Raw genomic sequence first — 19,269 nt, 5'->3', positions numbered from 1 at the left:
TGGCACGGCTACAGGCGTGCGGTGAACTTCCCGTCGCCGCGTTTGTGCAGCCAGCCGCGGTCCGCGAGCTTGACCAGTTTCGCCCGCAGCGGCTCCAGTTTCCCGCGCACCTCCACCTGTAGGCCCAGCTCCTCGCCCACCGCCCGCACCTGCACCGGACCGCCGGCGGCCCGCACGATCACCAGGATCCGGCGGTAGTCGCCGGGTAGCGCGGTCTTGTCCACGCTGTCGCCGCGGTGCGGAACCAACAGCACCGCACGCCCCGCCACCCGCGCAGGCGCAGGCGCAGGCGCAGGCGCCGGCGCGGAGGCGGCTCGCTCCCCAGCGATCTGCTCGCTCACCCGCGCCAGGACCCGCTCGGCGACGGCGAGTTCGTTCCGCTCGGCCCGCACCTGGTCCAGCCGCTTGACCAGCTGTTCTTCCAGTCCGTTCAGTTCCGCGCGGCGCGCGGCGATCCGTTCCCGCACCTCAGGATCCACCATGCCCGGGAGCGTAGGAGCCGCACGGGCGGTAACGGACCAGAACCCGCGAAGACCCCCCTGCCCGACGATCTACACGGCAGACTGTCGCGCGCGACCAGCACGAGCGCCTCGACACCGACGCACACCAGGCCCGTGACCTGCTACTTCACGATGCACACCACTCAGTGCGAGAAAGAGATCCACACGCTGATGGAGGATGTAGTCGACCACGCGCTGAGCGTCGAGGCCGACGGCTCGGCAGCACAGGGCGATGGCGAGGACCCGTGCGATAACTGGCCTCGCCTGTCCCGGCTGTGCGACCGGCTCACCCGCGCGCACACGGCCAGGGACAGACTGCATGAACGGGCTATGCCTTCACCTACCGAGATCCGGATCAAGGTCGAAGCCGCCGAGCGGATGGTCGCCCGCGCGCAGAAGCGCCTGGCCGCCGAGACCGAGGCTCACCAGGAGAAGCTGAAGAAGTACGAGCTCCGCGTCCAAGAGGACCGGGCGGCAGGACGTCGTGGAGCGAACGGACGGCCGCCGGTCCCGATGGAGCACAAGACCGTCCTCGTTCGCCAGCGAACACGACTGGTGAAGATGCGGGCCTGGCTGGAGCGGGCCCACGCACCCCGACCGGCCCCCTCCCCGGCATCCCGTGCCTGCCTGAGCGATCCCGACTCCCGGCTGATTCCCGGCAAACGCGGTGGCTACCTGCAGGGATACAACATCCAGATCGTGTGCGCCCGCCGTCAATTCTTGCTGGCCATCGAAGCGCACGACAATCCCTCGGACAGGACGGCTCTCGTTCCGATCGTGAAGAAGACCCAGCACAATCACCAGGCCGCACGGCTCCCCGGCGACATCCAACTCTGGCTCGCTGACAGCGGGTACGCTTCCGCCACGTCCTTCGAGGCCCTCGCTGACCTCCCGCTACTGGTCTCGGTCACCAGCGATGCCGACCAGGCAGGCTTTCCCGCGAAACGTCAGCAGGCCCCTGCCGGCCAGCAGGACATGGCGGCCCGCCTCGCCACCCCAACGGGACGGGCCCAGTACCGTCAACGAAGTGCCCTGGTCGAGCCGGGATTCGCCCAGATCTTCCAACGGTTCGGACGACACCTCAACTACCGCGGCCGCCAAGCGGTGGACGCCGAGATCAAGCTCCTCGGCACGGTGCACAACCTCAACAAGCTCATCAATCACACACCCAAGAATCGCTCTTGACCTTCACGGGGCAGGAGCCGTGCGACAGCCTCACCAGCTTCCTGAGCGCGGCCACAGTCGGGGGTCGGCCGGTACGGCTGCGGCGGGCGGAGTAGTCCCACTTCTTGGCGATCAGCTTGCGGTGCCAGGCCAGCACGGTGCCGGGGGTGACGGGGAAGACGCCGGCCCAGCGGCGCCGCGGTATCAGCGAGGACAGCGCGGAGAACCAGAACCGGTCGGCCGACTCGTAGCGGACCGGGCCCTTGAGCTGACGGCGCAGGACAGTGTTCTCATGCCTCAGCACCAACAACTCGGCGTCCTTGGCAGTGTCCCGGCGCAGCAGGACAGCCGGTATGGACAGCATCGTGCGAGCAGCACGGTACAACAGCGACACGATCATCCGGACAGGGTCCCAGCCACCACCGACAACCATGGACACCGCTGCTCACCTGCAGCGATGACTTTACGAGCCCCACAGGATGCGGCGGAGGCCGCGGTGCGGCTGCTGCCCGAGGTGACCTTGCGTCGGCTGGGCCGGGGCGATCAGCAGCATGCGCTCGGCGGCTTCGCCGGACTGGCCGGGGATGCCGCAGCGCTGGCTCTTGCTGAGCCCCGCGGGACCCGGAAGGAACGCGCCGCCCGCGCGCTGCGGCTGCTTGAGGCCGGGCGGGCGGTGCTGCTCAGCCAAGCACTGGATACCCGCAGCGACCTCACCGACCTGAACCGGCAGCGCCCGGACCTGGCCGCACGGTTCGTCCAGCTGCGCGACAAGCTCGACCAGCCCACCAGCACCGCCACCTCCGCCGACGGGAGTGGTGAGACGGATACCCTCACGGTGCGGCAGGACCGCACCGCACACGACCGGCACCGACTGGCCCGCGACTTCGCCCAGACCCTGGCCGAGATCCGCGACCTGGACGAGTTCGCCTCCTTCGCCCTCCCACCTACTACAGAGGAACTCCTCAGCCAGGCGGAACAAGGCCCCGTCGTGGTATTCAACATCAGCGGCTACCGCAGCGACGCCCTGCTCCTGACCCGGGACGGCATCACCCACCTGGAGCTCCCCCAGCTCACCGTCGACGCCCTGATCGAGAGGGTCGTCTGCTTTCAGCAGGCGCTGCACACCGCCGTCACGGGGCGGGAAAAATCCGAGCGGCGGCAGGCACAGGACCTGATCACCCAGGTCCTGCAATGGCTGTGGGATACCGCGGCCGGGCCCGTCCTAGACGCGCTGGGCCACCACCGCCAGCCGCTGGCAGACGCCGACTGGCCGCGGGTGTGGTGGGCACCGGGCGGGCTGCTGGGACTGCTGCCCCTGCACGCCGCCGGCTTCCACACTGACCCCGCCGACGACCCGCACCGGTGCACCGTCATGGACCGGGTCATCTCCTCGTACACCCCCACCGTCCGCGCTCTGCGTTACGCCCGCCAGCACACCCGGGAACACACTCCACACCCGAATGCGCCCGCCCAGGGGCTGGTCGTCGCGATGCCCACCACCCCCGGCCTCCCCCGCCACGGTCGCCTGGGACATGTGAGCGCCGAGGCCGAGATGCTGAGCCACCACCTGCCGCGCACCGTACTGCTGCGCGAAGCCGACCCGGATGGCCACCCTGTCAGCCCGCCGCCGAGCAGGCCGACCAACTGTCCTGGACCACCTACCCCACTGCCCGATCGCCCACTTCGCCTGCCACGGCGCTAGCCACCCCACCGACCCCTCCCAGAGCCTGCTGCTGCTCCACGACCATCAAAGCGACCCCCTCACCGTCGCCAGCCTCGCCCCCGTCCGCCTCGACCACGCCCAGCTGGCCTATCTATCCGCCTGCCGCACAGCGGCCATCGACACCGCCAACCTGGCCGACGAGGCCATCCATCTGACCTCCGCTTTCCAGCTCGCCGGATTTCCCCACGTCGTCGGCACCCTGTGGGAGATCGACGACCAGATCGCTGTCACTGTCGCCGACACCTTCTACACCCACCTACGCACCCCCGACGGGACCATCGACACCAGCCGGGCAGCCCGGGCGCTGCACCAAGCCGTGCGCGGCGTACGCGACGGCCACGACCTGCCCGGCCAGCTCGACCGGACCCGGACCCCCTTCCTGTGGGCCGCCTACCTCCACGCTGGCGCCTGATACGAACCTCCGCCCCCGAGGAGTCACACGTCTCGAGGACGGCCCTAATATCCCGTTCGGCTGGATCACGGATGAACCACCGTCCCAGGGACACGGCATACACGTCGACAGCAGACCTCAAGGGACAAGGTCATGAGCCAGAAGTGTCGTGTCCCCCAAATGAGACGGTCGGAAAAGCCCAGGTCGCTACGCCGGAACGGGACATTCCTAATGCGGGCCTACACCGATGTAGGTTCGCAATTCGGATGTCCCTTTCTCACCGACGGTGGCCTATGTCCGGCCCATGGGACACCGATGTGAGACGAACTTCGTGTCCTGTCGCATTGAAGTTGTCGGATTCTCACTCATTCTCGTTCGCTCTGGCGGATTCTCGTCGAGGTGTGCTCTGAGCGGCGATATTGCTTCGTTCGTGGGGTTTGATCTAACCCGGGAGGTTAAGGCCGATCGGCGATGCGGTGCGCCAACCAGGCAATGGCGGGCGGCATCCGGTACTCGATGGCGTGGTGGCCACCCTCGAACAGCTCGAAATGCACGATGTCGTCGGCCACTCCGACTTCCGTAAGCGCGTCGCGGAAGGCCAAGGCGCCCAGGTCGAGGAACCACTCGTCGCGGGTGCCGGCGTCGATCCAGATGCCGCGCTGGGAGCGGAGGGCGTCGGCGTGCGTGGTGGCCATCCGTACCGGATCCCAGGCCAGCCAGCGCTGCCACTCGTTCTCGCGCAGGGCCCCGGTGCGGGGGTCGAAGGGAAGGGTGGGGGAGCCGTCGGGGCCCGGGGAAAAGCAGGCGGAGACGGCGAGGATCTCCAGGAGGTTCAGGTCCTCCTCCTTGGTGAAGGCGACCCGCGAGCGGAAATCATCCCACCAGCGGAAGATGTCACCGCCATAGGGCCGCAGTTGGCGGACCGCGGTGAGGAAGTTCGGGTGGCACTGGGCCTCGAACAGCGAGTCGCCGGAGTGGGTGGCGAAGGCGCCGAACAGATCTGGGCGGAGCATCGAGGTGACCGTGGCGCCGAATCCGCCGCTGGACTTGCCCGCGATGGCTCGGTGGTCGCGCGTGGGGAGCGTGCGGTAGCGGGCGTCGACGTACGGCACGACCTCTTCACACAGGTAAGAGTGGTAGCAGCCGGTGCCGGGTGAGTCGATGAACTGGCTGCCGCCGTAGGCGGTCCAGGCGTCCACGAATACCAGCAGCATCCCGGGCGCCTCCCCGCGGGCGAAGATCTCGTCGGCGAGCTCGGGGACTGGCTTCCGAAAGGCCATGCGGTTGCGCCAGACCGGGAGCGTTCCCGTGAAGCCGAGTAGCAGATACGTGACGGGGTAGCGGCGTTCGGGCGCATCGTCGTAGCCGGGCGGGGTGTAGACCCACAGCGGTCGTTGCGCCGGGTCGTTGAGGGGGTTGCCGTGGAGCAGCGCGCTGTCGATGACGTGTTCGTCGATGCGGCCGGCGAGCGTGAAGGACGACATACCTAGGGACGGTACTACGATTTCAGAATATCTGAATGCATAATTTCTGGAGGGTAGGGTGACGCCGTGACATCACGGCATTCGGCGGCGGAATCGGCGCAGCCACGGGACTCGATCGACCGGCACATCGCCCGCTGGGAACGCGAAGTTCCCGGCTTGGTAACGGAGTTGGAGGGCACCGTCACCCGCATGCAGAAGCTCGTGCGGCACCTGCAGCAAGAGAAGGAGGCCGCCCTGGCGCGGAACGGCCTGAAGCTGTGGGAGTACGAGATCCTGTGGCGCCTGCGCTCGGCGGGAGAGCCCTACCGCATGGCACCTACACGTCTCGCTCAGGGACTCGGGGTTCACCCCGCCACCCTCACCAACCGCCTCGACCGACTGCAGTTGGCGGGCCTGATCACTCGCGAGCACGCACCTGAGGATCGCCGCAGCCTCCTCGTCGGCCTGACTCGCCAGGGGGCCGCAACGTGGGCGGCGGTGATCGACAACCAGCGGGAGGCCGAGGCCACACTGCTCGCGCCCCTGGCCAAGAAGGAGTTGGGACACCTGGCCGCCCTCCTGCGGGTCGTGGCCCTCGCTGTCGAGGAGGACGGCCCGCCCCTCATGCCGCACGTCGACTGAACCTCCAGCACCACCACTCAGTACACGACGGCCCTCAGCCAGTTCACCGATGAGCCTCTCAGCCCCACGGCCGTTGCCCACAACCAGGGCACTTTCGCGAAAGCCATGTCGTTTGAGAACGCCGAGGGTCAGCGCTCTCAAACGACATGGCATCCGAGTAGGTCAACGGCTCACTATCTGCCAGATGCAGTGCGACGGGACATGCAGGTCGCGCCTGTACCTCGTTCGCGTTGAACGCCGACGCCTGGAAGACCAAGCGGCCGCGCCGGGAACAGCCGGTCCGGCCGGCACGGTTGCATCGACCGAGGGACCGGCGCCGCACGGGCGGGGAACGCGGAGACCACAAGGTCGTCCGCCCCACCAGGATCCGGGCCCCAAGATCGCGGCGCGCCCGCCGCACACTCGGACCAAGATGTATTTCTGCAGGAGGACTGTTTCATGACTGACCGGCCCTTGACGCTCATGGCAGTACACGCCCACCCCGACGACGAGGCCACCGGAACCGGAGGGGTCCTCGCGCGGTACGCGGCGGAAGGCATCCGCACGGTTCTCGTGACGTGTACCGACGGCGGTTGCGGTGACGGACCGGGGGGTGCCAAGCCGGGCGATCCCGGGCACGATCCGACGGCGGTCGCCTTGATGCGCCGTCAAGAACTTGAGGCGAGCTGTGACGTCCTGAAGGTCAGCGATCTGGAGATGCTGGACTATGCCGACTCCGGGATGACGGGCTGGCCGAGCAACGACGCCCCCGGATCCTTCTGGCAGACCCCCGTGCAGGAAGGCGCGGCTCGACTCGCGGAACTCATGCGGCACTACCAACCTGATGTGGTCGTCACCTACGACGAGAACGGCTTCTACGGCCACCCCGACCACATCCAGGCCCACCGCATCACGATGGCGGCGCTGGAGATGACCGCGCTGACACCGAAGGTGTACTGGACCACGATGCCCCGCTCGATGATGCAGCGGTTCGGCGAGATCATGCGCGAGTTTCATGAGGACATGCCGGAGCCGGATCCTGCCGAGGCCGCCGCGATGGCCGAGATCGGCCTCCCCGACGATGAGATCACCACGTGGGTGGACACCGCCGCGTTCAGCGGTCAGAAGTTCGACGCGTTGGCCGCGCACGCCAGTCAGGGCGAGAACATCTTCTTCCTCAAGATGGGCAAGGAGAGGTTCGGCGAGTTGATGGGCATGGAGACCTTCGTACGTGTCAAGGACGCAACCGACGCGGCCATACCCGAGAACGATCTCTTCGCCGGACTGCGCTGATCCGCCCGTCCGCCCGGCCGGGAAAGCGCATCGAGCGGGTCACACACCCGGAGGCTTGCCCACGCGAGTTCCGCTCCGGCAGCCCGCGTCCAGTCCCTCGCCGGCGGCGTCGATGCGTGCCCGCACTTCCGACCCGACACCGCGCTCGTCCCCGAACCACCTGGCAACCGCACAGGTGGGAGACCTACGGGCTGCTGACTCGGAAGGTGCGCGACAGCCCAGGTCACAAGCCCGGCGGTCTGCTCCGATCAGGACAGACCGCCGAGGAAGCGACACGAAGCTGAGGCTCCGATGTCCGACACGCCGTGAGGCAACGGAAGAAGCAGCAGGTCACGAGGGCGGTCTCCGACACCAACCGCGAGACTGGTCGCCACTCGCGGCAGATTCGGCGCGGACCTGATCGACCCGGTTGTTGCGATCCTCTGCCGCCCCGAAGGGCGACCGCCACTTCTCGCGCAGCTCGTCCTGGGAAATCGTCCTGCCCAAGTACAGGCACAGGCCACCGGGATGACGGTCCAGGACGTCGCTCGCGCCGCTGAGGACGCACAGGAATACCAGCGCGACATCGCCGGGCAGGCACTGGACAGCTACCGAGCCGAGGAATGGCTCCGCACCGCCGAAGCGGAACACCAGGAATGGCGCCGGATCTCACCACTCATGACAGACAAGGCAATGAAGACGTACACCCCGCAGAACGACCCGCAAGGAATGACACCCCGTAGGAGTCCGGATGAAAGACCGGCTCGGCCTTCGCCTCCAGCACCCCGGCCACCACCGTCTGGGCTCGGCGCGGACCGCACGATGATCTCCAACATCGAGGCCGGCCGCACCGGGCTCAGCGAGGGACGCGTCCGCCAGATCGCCTGCCACTACGGGTGCCCGGACTCAGCGCTGATCGATGCACTCGCCTCGATGGCGGGCGGTCGAAGAGCGCGGCACTGGTGGGACGAGTACCGAGGCAAACTCCCCGACGGGCATCTTGACGTCTCCGAGATCGAGCACTTCGCTACGCGCATCCGCACGGCACAGACCGTCCACTTGCCAGGCCTCTTTCAAATCGAGGAGCACGCGCGGGCGATCTTCGACTTCGCGGTGCCACAGCTGCCCCGACTGGAGGTGGAACTCCGGGTAGCCCACCGCATGGGTCGCCAGGCCGTCATCACCGAAGAGAACCCGACTCCATACCTCGGCATCATCCATGAGGCCGCACTGCGGCTGGAGTTCGGCGGTCGGGATGTCTCTCGCCGACAGCTCGACTATCTCGCGGACGCATCCGAGCTGGATCACGTCACTCTGCTGGTCATCCCGTTCAGTGCGGGCCCTTTCCACGGCGCCGGACAGTCGGTCCTCTACGCCGAGGGCTCCGTCCCACAGCTTGACACGGTCCAACTCGACACATCGTTCGGCGGCCAATTCGTTGATGCCCCGACGCCGCTGGGGAACTATCGTTCCCTTCTGGACCTGATGGAACGCTCCGCGCTCCCTCCTGAAGAGTCACGAGGGCTCATCCGGTCCATTGCCCGCGAGCTGTGAGAGGTCAAGATATGCCCGAACGTGACTGGCAGCGCTCATCGTTCTGCGCAGGCGGCGGCAACAACTGCGTCGAGGTCGCTGCGGCGGGAGCCGGCGGCGTTGCAATCCGCGAGAGCGAGAGCCCCGATGCCGTTCTGGTGACAAGCCGGGTCGCGCTGCGTGCACTTGTCCTGGGAGTGAAGACCGGCCACAGCGAAATCGGCTGACCTGCAGGCGGATCACCGTGCCCGGGATGACCGGGAGTTCGCCCTCGGGGTAGTCGGCCCATGCCGAGCGTCGGCTCAGCAGCGAATGCAGCCGGTCCCAGGCGGTGGCGGCGGCCTGGCCGTAGCGGCTGATCGAGCTGGTGGTGGTGCGGGCCGGTGAGGGACTCGACGTGGGTGGCATCGTCCAGCTGACTCACCCTCACGGCTTTTGTTGTGATCAACGTCGACTTCAGCGAGAAGACATGATCACGCAAAGGCCGCCCGCTGTCTGCAGAACGACGAAGCCCGTGGTCGGCTCAACGAGCTGAGCACGGGGCGCACCTTAAACACCGAGCTGAGAGAAGACGGCGCAACCTCCGGTGCAATACCCTGCCGCAATCTCTAGCGTGACCAGCCACCGCCAGTATTCGTCTGCCCGGGCAGGAGACGGCACGCGGGTGCCAGCCCGTGCGCATGCGTGCCGATGGCGGCTGGCGCAGGGGCAGCGTCCCATCAACACGTCGGTTGCCTCGCGCCGCTGCCCGCCGCCTCCTCCTTCGTCCGGACGCCCTGGGGCGGCCGGACCAGCGCGGAGGCCACATCGACGCGCAACACGAGCACCGGGCTGCCCGATCCCCCGGCGGGCCGACTGACCAGCCCTGCGTGGCTGTGTTGGAGAGAAGTTCACTGACCGTTACCGGGGCAGATGCAGCGTACATCTACGCTCCTGGCTGCCATGAATGAACGCGAAAGCACAACGCATGCACCGCTGTTTGCGATTCCGGTGGTCTTGGCCGCGATGTCGGCCCGTGTGCTGTCGCACTAACAAGGAAGCACCAACATGCGCATACCACGCCCAAGCATCCGTGGCCTGATGGCCTCGGCCCTGCTGGCATGCATCGCCCTTCCGGGTACGGTCTCCGCGGTCGCGGCGACCCCGGACGCCGGGTCTTCGGACGCCAAGTCTTCGGTTGTCGTGGGATCCACCGCAGTTCCCAAGCCTGACCACGTGGTCATGGTGATGATGGAGAACAAGGGCTACGACGACATCCTCCGGAACCCGTCAACCAAGCCTGCGGACCAGGTGCCGTACATCAAGTCCCTGGAGGCCCAGGGCGCGTCGTTCACCAATTCGTACGGTATTACGCACCCGAGCCTGCCCAACTACTACGCGCTGCTGTCCGCCTCGGACATCGTCACGACCAACGACTATCCCGCGCCGTCGTCCGTCGACACCGACAACCTGCCCAACCAGCTGGTGACCCACGGGTACAGCTTCGCGGACTACGCCAACCAGGGCCTCCCCACCCAGTGGCTCCGCTACAAGACCACGCCGGGTACTGCAGACCACCTGAACCCGATGGACAAGCGGCAGGAGGAGTTCCCGACCACGCCGGACGGGTTCGCCAAGCTGCCCACCGTCTCCTTCTACGTGGGCAACGGCCAGCAGAGCATGCACGACGGCACCCTCGCGCAGGGCGACGCCTTCGTCAAAAACACCTTCGACTCGTACATCCAGTGGGCCAAGACGCACAACAGCCTGTTCGTGCTGACCTGGGACGAGGACGACTTCACCCCCGCCAACCACATCCCGACCATCATGGTCGGGCCGATGGCCAGGGCCGGCGAGTACGACCAGAAGATCAACCACTACAACGTCCTGCGCACGCTGCTGGACATGTACGGCCTGGACCACATCAACCACACGGCCGACGCGGACATCTCCACGATCACCGACGTGTGGGACACGTCGGAGACCGCGCGCCTGCGCGGCATCGCCGGACGCTGCCTGGAAAACCACCAGACCAACCCGGCTGAGCCGGGCGCGCTCGGCCTGTGGCACTGCGAAGCCGCCGCCAACCAGCAGTGGACCAGGCACGCGGACGGCACGATCCGCCAGTCCGACAAGTGCCTGACCGCCACCGCGAACGGGAAGACCGACCTCGCCGAATGCGACGGCACCCCCGCGCAGACCTGGCAGCCCAAGGCCGACGGTTCCCTGCTCAACCCGGCATCCGACCACTGCCTGACCGTCCCCGGCCCGAAGGTCGCCAACGGAACCCCCGCGGAACTCCGGGACTGCGACGGCAAGGTCGACCAGAAGTGGATCGTGCCCAGCTACAACGCGCACCACTCGCTCACGGTCGACACGCCGGCGCCGTGGACCGTCAAGCCCGGCGCCACCGCCACGGTGACGACCACCTACACCAACGACGGCAGCCCCGTGGCGCTTTCGGACGCCTCCGTCAACCTCACCGTGCCCAGCGGCTGGACGGCTGAAGCCACCTCGCCGACCACGTTCCCCACGGTCGAGCCCGGCCAGTCGGTGAAGACCACCTGGGCGGTTACCGCCTCCGCGGACGCCATTACTGGTGGCTACGCGCTGTCCGCGCAGGCCACCTTCAAGAACGCCAAGAGCAGCGACGAGGGCACCGGCTCGATCGACGTCCAGGGTCCGGTCAACCTCGCGATGAGCGCTTCGGCGACGGCATCCTCCTCCTATAGCTCGCGGTACCTGCCTAGCAACGCCATCGATGGAGTCCGTGGGATGAACGGCTCCGGGGAGTGGGCCTCGAGCGGCGAGTTGAACCCGTGGATCCGGCTGGACTGGACCAGCACGCAGACCATCGGGAGGATCATCTTCTTCGACCGGCCGAACTCGACCGACTGGGCCCCAGGTGGGACGCTGACGTTCAGTGACGGCAGCACCGTGAGCGTCAGCGGGATCCCGAATGACGGTTCGGCGTACCAGGTCAAGTTCCCGGCCAAGACCGGCATCACCTGGGTCACGTTCCAGGTCGCCGGCGGCAGTGGCGCGAACGTCGGGCTGTCAGAGATCGAGGCGTACGCCAGCTAGTGTGAAGCGCCAGAAATCGCGAGTTTAAGAGAGTCCGGCAGTAGGCGGGAGTCACCGCTGTCGAATGCCCCTGACGCAAGGTAGGCACGAGCCCGGGTGATCATGGAGTTCTCTACGCTCAGTGATCACCGGAGGGCTCGTGCCTGTCCTGCCATCATGCCTGCTCGACCCCTTGTGGGACCAGTTCTCCGCGCTGCTGCCCGCGCACGTGGATACCCACCCGCTCAGCTGCCACAACCCGCGCATCTCCGACCGGACCGTCTTCGAGCACGTGATCGCCGCGCTGGTGCACGGTTCCGGATATGAGCGCATAGCGAGCCCCGGCTGCTCGGATCGCACCATCCGACGACGCATCAGTCACTGGGCAGAGCTCGGGATCGCCGAACACGTCCATGCACTGGCGCTACAGGCGTACGACCGCATGGTCGGCCTGGAGCTGGAGGAGTTGTCCGTGGACGGCTGTATCACCAAAGCCGCCGAGTAGCCGAGGGGATTTTCACCCCTCGGCCCTCACAGATCCGTACGTGACGATCTCTCGTCATACGGCTCTTGTCGTTCTGGTCACCAGACGCGGGGGGCGTGGGTGGTCAAGACCCAGTGGGCGAAGAACCGGGGCCGTCGTGTGACGGCCTGGTTCCACGCCGTCTGGGCTCTCTTCCTGCCCCGCAGCCGTTTGAACTTCTTGCGCATCCACCGCATCACGTAGGCGTTGACGCGTTCCAGGAGGGGATTACCGGCCGTAGCTACGATGCGCCGATCTCTCCTGACGAGGAGATCCCCAACAGGGTGCATCAGCCGCAGCCGGAAGAGCATTTCTCTGGCCGCGTTGCGGTCGGTCATGTCTGCCGGGGTCTTCTGCCGGTCGCCTGGGAATCCCCATCAGCACAGGATCCCCGGACGATCGACCATCCGGGGCCCCTGCTGTGTCTCCTCGTCGCCCTACAGCAGCTCTGGGAGTACCGGGCCGAGCGGGGTTCTACCGCGCGCGTAGCTCGTACGGGTTGATCTCCTCGTACCGATCGTCGGACTCATCCTGGCCGAAGCTCTCCTCCCAGCGCTCCGGCCAGTTCGCCGGGCCGCCGACGCGGAACCGGTCGTCTGCCCACCGAGGTTCCCCCACGCAGAAGACGGCACCTGGGGTTGGTCGTCACCGCTCCGGCGGATGAACTCCTCGTCGTAGATCAGAAAGTGGCCCATGTCATCGCGGTCCTCGCGAACCGGCAGTGAGACCACACGGGTCACCTTGTCGTCGTCGTCGACATCGACCTCAACCATCACCGGCACCACGTACCGGACCCACCGCTTCGCCACCAGCTCCACACCTCCTGCAAGGTCTTCCGGTGGCAAGCTATCGGGTCAGCCTCACCCAAGAGAGCAGACCCCAAAGCATCACTCTCGGCGGTGCTGTCACGTTGTTGGGTTGCCGGTGCCTGACGGTGCGTCGTGGCCTGGTGGGGCCCGCGGTCCGGGCCTGTGGTCAGGCCGTGGTGGGCCGGCCGGCAGCGCCGGTGATCTGGTCCCAGATCGCGAAGCGGACGGTCATCTCGGCTCGGTGGTCGGAGGCTGTCATCAGGTGGCGGCGAGGGCGGAAGTGGGGTGAGATGCCGCTGAACGCGGACAGGAACCGCTGGGCCCCGCCTACGGAGCGGAATTTCTTCATGGCGCGTTCGCGCTGCCGGGTGGGCTGATGACTGTTCTCGGCCCGGTTGTTCAGGCCCTTGTGGGAACGGTGTTCCACCGAGGGCATGACCTCGCGGTGCGCCGCGCCGTAGGAACGGAGCTTGTCGGTGACGACCACCCTCGGCACCGTACGGGTCTTCTTCATCAGGCGGCGGAAGAAGCGTCCTGCCGCGGCCTTGTCCCGGCGGCTCTGCAGGAGGATGTCGAGCACGTTGCCGTCCTGGTCGACGGCCCGCCACAGGTACTTCTGCTCTCCGTTGATCTTCACGAAGACCTCGTCCAGGTGCCACTTGTCCCCGGGCCGTGGCCGACGGCGGCGCAGTCCGTCCGCGTAGGCCTGGCCGAACTTGGCGGACCAGCGGCGGATGGTCTCGTAGGAGACGATGACGCCGCGCTCGAGCATCAGCTCCTCGACCTCGCGGAAGGACAGGAAGCGGAAGTACAGCCATACCGCGTGCGCGATCACCTCCACCGGGTACCGGTGGCCCTTGTACGACGGCGACGCGGACGACACGAACGAATCCCTCCCCGGCACGACCAACCAGAAGATCATCCCACCCGGCCAGTCAACGTGACAGTGCCCTCGGCGGCATTGTGGTGACGCTCGCCGACCCGGCGGACCTACCCGCACTGCTGCGCGCAGCCCTGTCCGCGCTCTGACCGAGGCCGGGGCCGGGCGGACGAGGAAGGGGCGCGTGGTCACCTGTGCTCCTCCGTCGGGCCGGGGCCATGGACGGTGTCCGGGCTTCTTGCTCCGGGCAGCGGACCCCGAGTGACGGTGGCATAAGCCCTTGGTCGAGTTCCTCTATTGCCGTCTGACGGAAGACGAGGTTGGCCCCGCCCGGATGCGGGCAATCTCCTACGCGTTCACTCCGCCAGAGAAGCGCGGCAGAAGCGTGCCAGGCGCGAACACGGCAGGCCGGCCCGGCTCATTACCCCGGCACGGCCGACGAGAACGCCACCGCCGCACCGCCCCGTGGGCGATCTCGGCAGAGCGTTGCGCGTCTCATCGCCGGCGAACTTCGCCGCCACGTTCCGACCGTCGTGCGCGCAGGCTTTGACCTGATAGCGGACTCTGGTGCGCAATTCTCTGCGGCTGCTTGACCGGTAGGTGATGATCGTTCCTGCGGTCGTTACGTGTCGTCCGGCCGTGGAGGGTGGGTTGTGATGTCGTTGCGGCCGATGGGGCTGCCGCCGGTGCCGGAGCAGACGGTGCGGGTCGCGCGGGCGGCGTTCCCGCAGGGGAGTTTGGCGATCCGGGTGCGGGACCGGCTCGGGGAGGTCTTCACCGATGAGCCGTTCGCCGAGGCGTTCGGGGTGCGTGGGGCGCCGGGTCTGTCGCCGGGGATGCTGTCGCTGGTCACGGTGTTGCAGTTCGCGGAGAATTTGACTGATCGGCAGGCCGCGGCGATGGCGATACGGGCCATCGACTGGAAGTACGCCCTCGGCCTGGAGCTGACGGACACCGGCTTCGACCACAGTGTGCTGCCCCGGTTCCGGGCCCGCCTGGTCGGCAACGGCATGGAGCGTGTCGTCTTCGACCGGCTCCTTGAGTACTGCGTGGACGCCGGGCTGGTGGCCGCGGGAGGAAAGCAGCGCACCGATTCCACCCATGTGGTCAGCGCGGTACGGGACTTGAACCGGTTGGAGCTGGCCGGGGAGAGCGTGCGGGCTGCGCTGGAGGCGCTGTCGGTCGCGGCACCGGACTGGCTGGCCCGGGCCGTGGACGTGCCGGAGTTCGCCCACCGCTACGGACCTCGGGTCGACAGCTGGAAACTGCCCGGCTCCAAGGTCAAGCGCGACCAGTTGTCCCAGGTCTACGGACAGGACGCGTTGCGGCTGTGCCGGGCCGTCTGGTCGCCCGACGCGCCGGCCTGGCTGCGGGAGATCGGGGCCGTGGACATCATGCGCCAAGTCCTCGTGCAGACCTACACCGTCCGCACCAGCAGCCGGGGCAAGGAGGTGGTCAGCAAGCGGGAAGCCGACGAGGACGGTGTCCCGCCCGGCCATCTCCGCCTCGCCTCGCCCTACGACACCGACGCCCGCTGGTCCGCCAAGGGCGACGACCTGTTCTGGCTCGGCTACAAGGTCCATCTCACCGAGAGCTGCGACAACACTCCCCCCGAAGCCGAAGCCGAAGCCGAAGCCGAAGCCGAAGCCGAAGCCGAAGTCCGGGGACGGCCGAACCTGATCACGGATGTGACCACCACCCTGTCGACGGTGCCGGACGTGAAGGCCACCGCGCCGATCCAGCAACAACTCGCCGACCGCGGCCTGCCGCCCGCCGAGCACTACCTGGACTCCGGTTACCCCTCCGCCGAACTGATCGAGACCGCCCGCAGCCGCGGAACCGTCATGGTCACTCCCGTCCTCCTCGACCGATCCGCCCAGGCCAAGAGCCACGCCGGCTACGACAAGAGCGCCTTCCGGATCGACTGGAAAGCCCGACGGGTCCGCTGCCCCCAGGGCAACACCAGCACCGGATGGCACCCGGTGCGACAACGCGAACGAGACGCCATCGTCGTCGAGTTCGCTAAGACGGACTGCCAAGCATGCCCCGTCCGACCCGAGTGCACCTCGGCCCGGCGCGGCAACCGCATGCTCACCCTCTACCCCGAGCACCTGCACACCGTCCTCGCCGCCGCCCGCGCCGAACAGAAGACCAAGACCTGGAAGGACAAGTACGCCCTGCGGGCCGGAGTGGAAGGAACCATCAACCGTGCGACACGAGGGCGCACGATACGAGTGAACACACCGAGTGGAGGTTCGATGTTGAAGGTGTAGTTCCGGGCCAGTGTCCAGGGTCTGTCCCCACCCTGACGTGCGTTGCGGGTAACCGCGGGGTGCGGAGCTCAGGGGGTCAAGCCCAAGGGTGCCCGTGCCATCCGGGGACCACAGGCGAAGGGGAAGACTGGACGGGCGAACGACGAGTGAACCCCTGGTTGATGTCTCGTCAGGTATCAGCTCCGGATGATGGATCGCTCTGCCGGAGTCCAGGAACCGGCCGTTGAGAGGCGGCAAGCGGCGACTGTAAGAGGTGAGTTGCAGTCGTAGGACACCGCTGTTCCCGGGGCATAGGGGGCGCCCACCCCAGTCGGATCTCGTACGTGTGCAACGCGGAAACCCCGTCGGGGTCCGGGGCCGGTTATCCGGTGCCCGGTTGGCCGACCGCGAGGAGAGCTCAACTCCCCGGCGGGAACAGGAGGACCCAAGAAGCGAACGCCGGCGGCCGAAAGGCAGCGGGAAAGCGGGACACGATGACCGGCCCCTCCGCCGGTCGTCTCGTATAACCGGCCGGATACGGGCAGCTGCCCGGACCCGAAAGGGTGCTGACGTGGGTCTGGTGGGCCTGTGAAGTGACGATGACCGAAGGCGATGGAACCGAGGGACAAGTTGGACACCAAGGCGGTGAAGGAGGCCGGGATGGCAGATGCCGCTCCGGCTGTGATCGCGGTGGTGAACGGACCCGAGGACGATGTCACCGACTGGCTGTCGATCGACTGGCAGCGGGTGGATGACGACGTACGGCGGCTGCGGCAGAGGATCTTCACGGCGTCACAGGCAGGGGACCTGAAGAGGGTCCGCAATTTGCAGAAGCTGATGCTCCGTTCCCGCGCCAACGCACTGCATGCGGTGCGGCGGGTGACGGAGGTCAACGCTGGCCGCGAGACGGCGGGCGTCGACGGCAAGGTGGTGCTGACCGCGCCCGGCAAGGCCGAGGTGGCCGACTGGGTGCAGCACCGCTCCGAGTCGTGGACGGCCCGGCCCGTCAGACGGGTGTATGTGCCGAAGCCCGACGGGCGTCGGCGTCCGCTCGGCATTCCCGTGATCTTGGACCGCTGTCTTCAGGCTGTGGTCCTTGGTGCTCTGGAGCCCGAGTGGGAGGCACGGTTCGAGCCGAGGTCCTACGGATTCAGGCCCGGCCGTGGCTGTCATGACGCGATCGAGTCCATCTTTCTGACCTGCCGGGGCCCCAACCCTGGTCGGCCATGGGTACTTGACGCGGACCTGGCGGCGGCATTCGACCGGATCGACCATGATCACTTGCTCCGGCGGCTCGGCACGTTTCCCGCGCGGGAACTGGTCGCGCAGTGGCTGCGGGCCGGTGTGGTCGAGGACGGTCGGCTCACCGAGACCGGGGAGGGAACTCCCCAGGGCGGTGTGATCACGCCCCCAACGCAATGGGTAACTCGGGCATGAGTCACCCTCCGTAGCGTCTTGATCTTGATGCTGGTCGTCGGCGGTGCGCTCACGCACGGGTATGCGGTGCCGGATGGTGATCTTCTCGGGGCCGACGAGGACGTCCTTGACGAGGAGCCTCAGGACGCGCTGGCGCTCGGGGACCTCGGCTGTCCCAGCGTTCTCGCGGAGCTGGGCGAGGAAGCCTTCGAGGTCGTCAGCGAGCTTGAGGTAGGCGTCGCGGTCGGCGAGCTGGGCTTCCAGCGCGTCGAGTTGGCCACGCAGGTTACTCTCCCGGGCCCGCAGGCCGGGCATCCGGGCCCGCAGTTCATCGATGGTGACGAGCTGTTCCTGGAACGCCTCGATCATGCGCGTGATCGCTGCGGTGGCCTTGGCCAGGGCCAGTTCGAGACGGCTGCGCTGGCGGGTGGCGGGGTCGGAGGTGCGGGCACGGTCCAGCCGCTTGTCGATCTCGGACCGGATCAGGTGCGGGTCGGCGATCATGCCGATGATGTGGTCCCAGACGACGGTGTCGAGGTAGTCGGCGCGGACGGGCTTGTTGGTGCAGACCCGGCCGCCCGCGTAGCGGTAGTCGTCGGAGCCCAGGCACCGGTAGTAGTAGATCTTCTTGCCGGAGGAAGTAGTGGTCGAGGTGCGGTAGTAGCCGTATCCGCAGCTCACACACGCCGACAGCCCCTGAAGCAGGGAGGGGACCTTGCTGTTGCGCGAAGCGAAGCGCTTGTTGTCGGCGAGCCGCTGGGCGGCGCGTTCGAAGGTGGCCGGGGTGACGAGCGCGGGAACGGGGATGGTGATCCACTCCTCGCGGGGGCGGTCGGCGGTCTTGACGGCGCGCGGAGTACTGCGGCCCTCCAGGCGGGCCCGGCGGTTCAGGCCCGGGGACTCGTGGAGGATCTGGGTCTTGCCGAAGGCTGCCTGCCCTTGGTAGGCGGGGTTTTTGAGCATGCCCCAGACCACGCTGCGGTCCCAGCGGGTCTTGCCGGTGCGGGTGGGAGTGCCGCTGTCGGTGAGCCAGCGGGTCAGGTCCGCGATGGAGACCCCGTCGTCGGTATAGCGGCGGAACAGCTCGACCACCAGCGCCGCCTCGGACTCGACGATCTCGTAGGTGGCCCCGCACTCGGGGGTCTTGCGCAGGTAGCGGTAGCCGAACGGGGCTCCGCCCAGCACGTTCACCGCCCCCGAGCGGGCCCGGTAGGTCTTCCCGCGCCGGTAGCGTTCCATCAGCTGGGCCTTCTCGTACTCGGCGAACATGCCCTGGAACTGGACCATCAGCTGGTCCTCGGGGCTGTCGCCGCGTGGGCCGCGGACGAACTCCACCCGGGTGCCTGCCCGGGCGAACTCCTCGACCAGCAGGGCCTGGTAAGCGAACTTGCGGGCGAGGCGGTCGGGCGCATAGCACAGCACCACATCCACGCCGACCTGGGCGACCAGGTCGCGCAACCGCTCCAGCGCGGGCCGCACCAGGGTCGCCCCGGAGTGCCCCTCGTCCTCGAACACCCACTCCTCGGGCAGCTCAAGACGCTGTTCTGCGACGTGCGCGCGCAGGGCCGCGGTCTGCGAGCTGATCGTCTGGTCCTTCTTCTGCCGGGCCGAGGACACCCGGGCGTAGATCGCCACGCTGGTCATCGCTCACTCCTGCCTGCTCCAGGCGATCCCGTATCC

The 19,269-nt window shown here is 67.5% G+C and carries 16 protein-coding genes and 2 pseudogenes; 11 read left to right on the top strand and 7 right to left on the bottom strand.

The genetic code is table 11. The features are described from left to right. Window positions 1–8: 8 nt before the first annotated feature. The gene (locus OG306_RS00520) at window positions 9–482 is read right to left on the bottom strand and encodes a hypothetical protein (protein ID WP_371665026.1); all 474 of its coding nucleotides are present in this window, start codon (window positions 480–482) and stop codon (window positions 9–11) included. A gap of 132 nt (window positions 483–614) precedes the next feature. Here OG306_RS00520 and OG306_RS00515 point away from each other — a divergent pair, with 132 nt between their 5' ends. Next, window positions 615–1,685, top strand: coding sequence for a transposase (locus OG306_RS00515; RefSeq protein WP_327259602.1), 1,071 nt, complete (start codon window positions 615–617; stop codon window positions 1,683–1,685). Here the strand turns inward: OG306_RS00515 and OG306_RS00510 are convergent. After that, window positions 1,657–2,028 (bottom strand): integrase, encoded by a 372-nt coding sequence (locus tag OG306_RS00510; RefSeq protein WP_323184024.1) that lies wholly within the window; start codon window positions 2,026–2,028, stop codon window positions 1,657–1,659. The two genes, OG306_RS00515 and OG306_RS00510, sit on opposite strands and share 29 nt — an antisense overlap. 93 nt (window positions 2,029–2,121) lie before the next feature. On the opposite strand from OG306_RS00510, the gene OG306_RS00505 reads away from it, so the two are divergent. Next, a complete protein-coding gene (locus OG306_RS00505; RefSeq protein WP_327259604.1) occupies window positions 2,122–3,366 on the top strand; it encodes a CHAT domain-containing protein in 1,245 nt (414 codons plus the stop codon). Further along, entirely contained in the window at window positions 3,269–3,799 is a 531-nt protein-coding gene (locus OG306_RS00500) for a CHAT domain-containing protein (RefSeq protein ID WP_266751742.1), read from the top strand. Before OG306_RS00505 ends, OG306_RS00500 begins: the two co-directional genes overlap by 98 nt. A gap of 434 nt (window positions 3,800–4,233) precedes the next feature. Here OG306_RS00500 and OG306_RS00495 read toward each other — a convergent pair whose 3' ends face one another. Continuing rightward, the gene (locus OG306_RS00495) at window positions 4,234–5,262 is read right to left on the bottom strand and encodes an alpha/beta hydrolase (RefSeq protein WP_266751743.1); all 1,029 of its coding nucleotides are present in this window, start codon (window positions 5,260–5,262) and stop codon (window positions 4,234–4,236) included. 66 nt (window positions 5,263–5,328) lie between these two features. On the opposite strand from OG306_RS00495, the gene OG306_RS00490 reads away from it, so the two are divergent. The 6 genes and pseudogenes from OG306_RS00490 to OG306_RS00465 all read left to right on the top strand — a co-directional run. Next, window positions 5,329–5,883 carry a MarR family winged helix-turn-helix transcriptional regulator gene (locus OG306_RS00490; protein ID WP_266751745.1) on the top strand — a complete coding sequence of 185 codons (555 nt, stop codon included), beginning with the start codon at window positions 5,329–5,331 and terminating at the stop codon, window positions 5,881–5,883. A 438-nt stretch (window positions 5,884–6,321) separates the two neighbouring features. Further along, complete coding sequence (locus tag OG306_RS00485) at window positions 6,322–7,155, top strand: PIG-L family deacetylase (protein WP_266907989.1); 834 nt, start codon at window positions 6,322–6,324, stop codon at window positions 7,153–7,155. Between the two features lie 801 nt (window positions 7,156–7,956). Beyond that, entirely contained in the window at window positions 7,957–8,688 is a 732-nt protein-coding gene (locus OG306_RS00480) for a DUF5753 domain-containing protein (protein ID WP_266907987.1), read from the top strand. Between the two features lie 11 nt (window positions 8,689–8,699). Continuing rightward, window positions 8,700–8,894, top strand: a complete 195-nt coding sequence (locus tag OG306_RS00475; RefSeq protein ID WP_266907985.1) for a DUF397 domain-containing protein — start codon at window positions 8,700–8,702, stop codon at window positions 8,892–8,894. An 820-nt stretch (window positions 8,895–9,714) separates the two neighbouring features. Further along, window positions 9,715–11,730 (top strand): DUF7402 domain-containing protein, encoded by a 2,016-nt coding sequence (locus OG306_RS00470; RefSeq protein ID WP_371665025.1) that lies wholly within the window; start codon window positions 9,715–9,717, stop codon window positions 11,728–11,730. A 139-nt stretch (window positions 11,731–11,869) separates the two neighbouring features. Then, a pseudogene (locus OG306_RS00465) lies at window positions 11,870–12,205 on the top strand (transposase); the annotation flags it as partial. Window positions 12,206–12,291: 86 nt separating this feature from the next. Here OG306_RS00465 and OG306_RS00460 read toward each other — a convergent pair. The 3 genes from OG306_RS00460 to OG306_RS00450 form a co-directional block, all read right to left on the bottom strand. Continuing rightward, window positions 12,292–12,570: a hypothetical protein gene (locus OG306_RS00460; protein ID WP_327350058.1), complete on the bottom strand. Its 279-nt coding sequence runs from the start codon at window positions 12,568–12,570 to the stop codon at window positions 12,292–12,294. 99 nt (window positions 12,571–12,669) lie between these two features. Further along, on the bottom strand, window positions 12,670–13,050 hold the full coding sequence (locus OG306_RS00455; RefSeq protein ID WP_266907981.1) for a hypothetical protein: 381 nt from the start codon (window positions 13,048–13,050) through the stop codon (window positions 12,670–12,672). Window positions 13,051–13,207: 157 nt separating this feature from the next. Then, window positions 13,208–13,963 carry an IS6 family transposase gene (locus OG306_RS00450; RefSeq protein WP_266751754.1) on the bottom strand — a complete coding sequence of 252 codons (756 nt, stop codon included), beginning with the start codon at window positions 13,961–13,963 and terminating at the stop codon, window positions 13,208–13,210. Window positions 13,964–14,577: 614 nt separating this feature from the next. Here OG306_RS00450 and OG306_RS00445 point away from each other — a divergent pair. Together OG306_RS00445 and OG306_RS00440 are read left to right on the top strand one after the other, a co-directional pair. Continuing rightward, window positions 14,578–16,194: a transposase gene (locus OG306_RS00445; RefSeq protein ID WP_371665024.1), complete on the top strand. Its 1,617-nt coding sequence runs from the start codon at window positions 14,578–14,580 to the stop codon at window positions 16,192–16,194. Between the two features lie 591 nt (window positions 16,195–16,785). Beyond that, on the top strand, window positions 16,786–17,610 hold the full coding sequence (locus OG306_RS00440; protein ID WP_371666199.1) for a reverse transcriptase N-terminal domain-containing protein: 825 nt from the start codon (window positions 16,786–16,788) through the stop codon (window positions 17,608–17,610). A 501-nt stretch (window positions 17,611–18,111) separates the two neighbouring features. On the opposite strand, the pseudogene OG306_RS00435 reads toward OG306_RS00440, so the two are convergent. Next, window positions 18,112–19,233, bottom strand: a pseudogene (locus OG306_RS00435) (recombinase family protein); the annotation flags it as partial. Between the last annotated feature and the right edge of the window lie 36 nt (window positions 19,234–19,269).

It is taken from the genome of Streptomyces sp. NBC_01241, from assembly GCF_041435435.1.
Taxonomy (GTDB): Bacteria; Actinomycetota; Actinomycetes; order Streptomycetales; family Streptomycetaceae; genus Streptomyces.
This window is presented reverse-complemented; position numbering and strand designations above follow the sequence as displayed.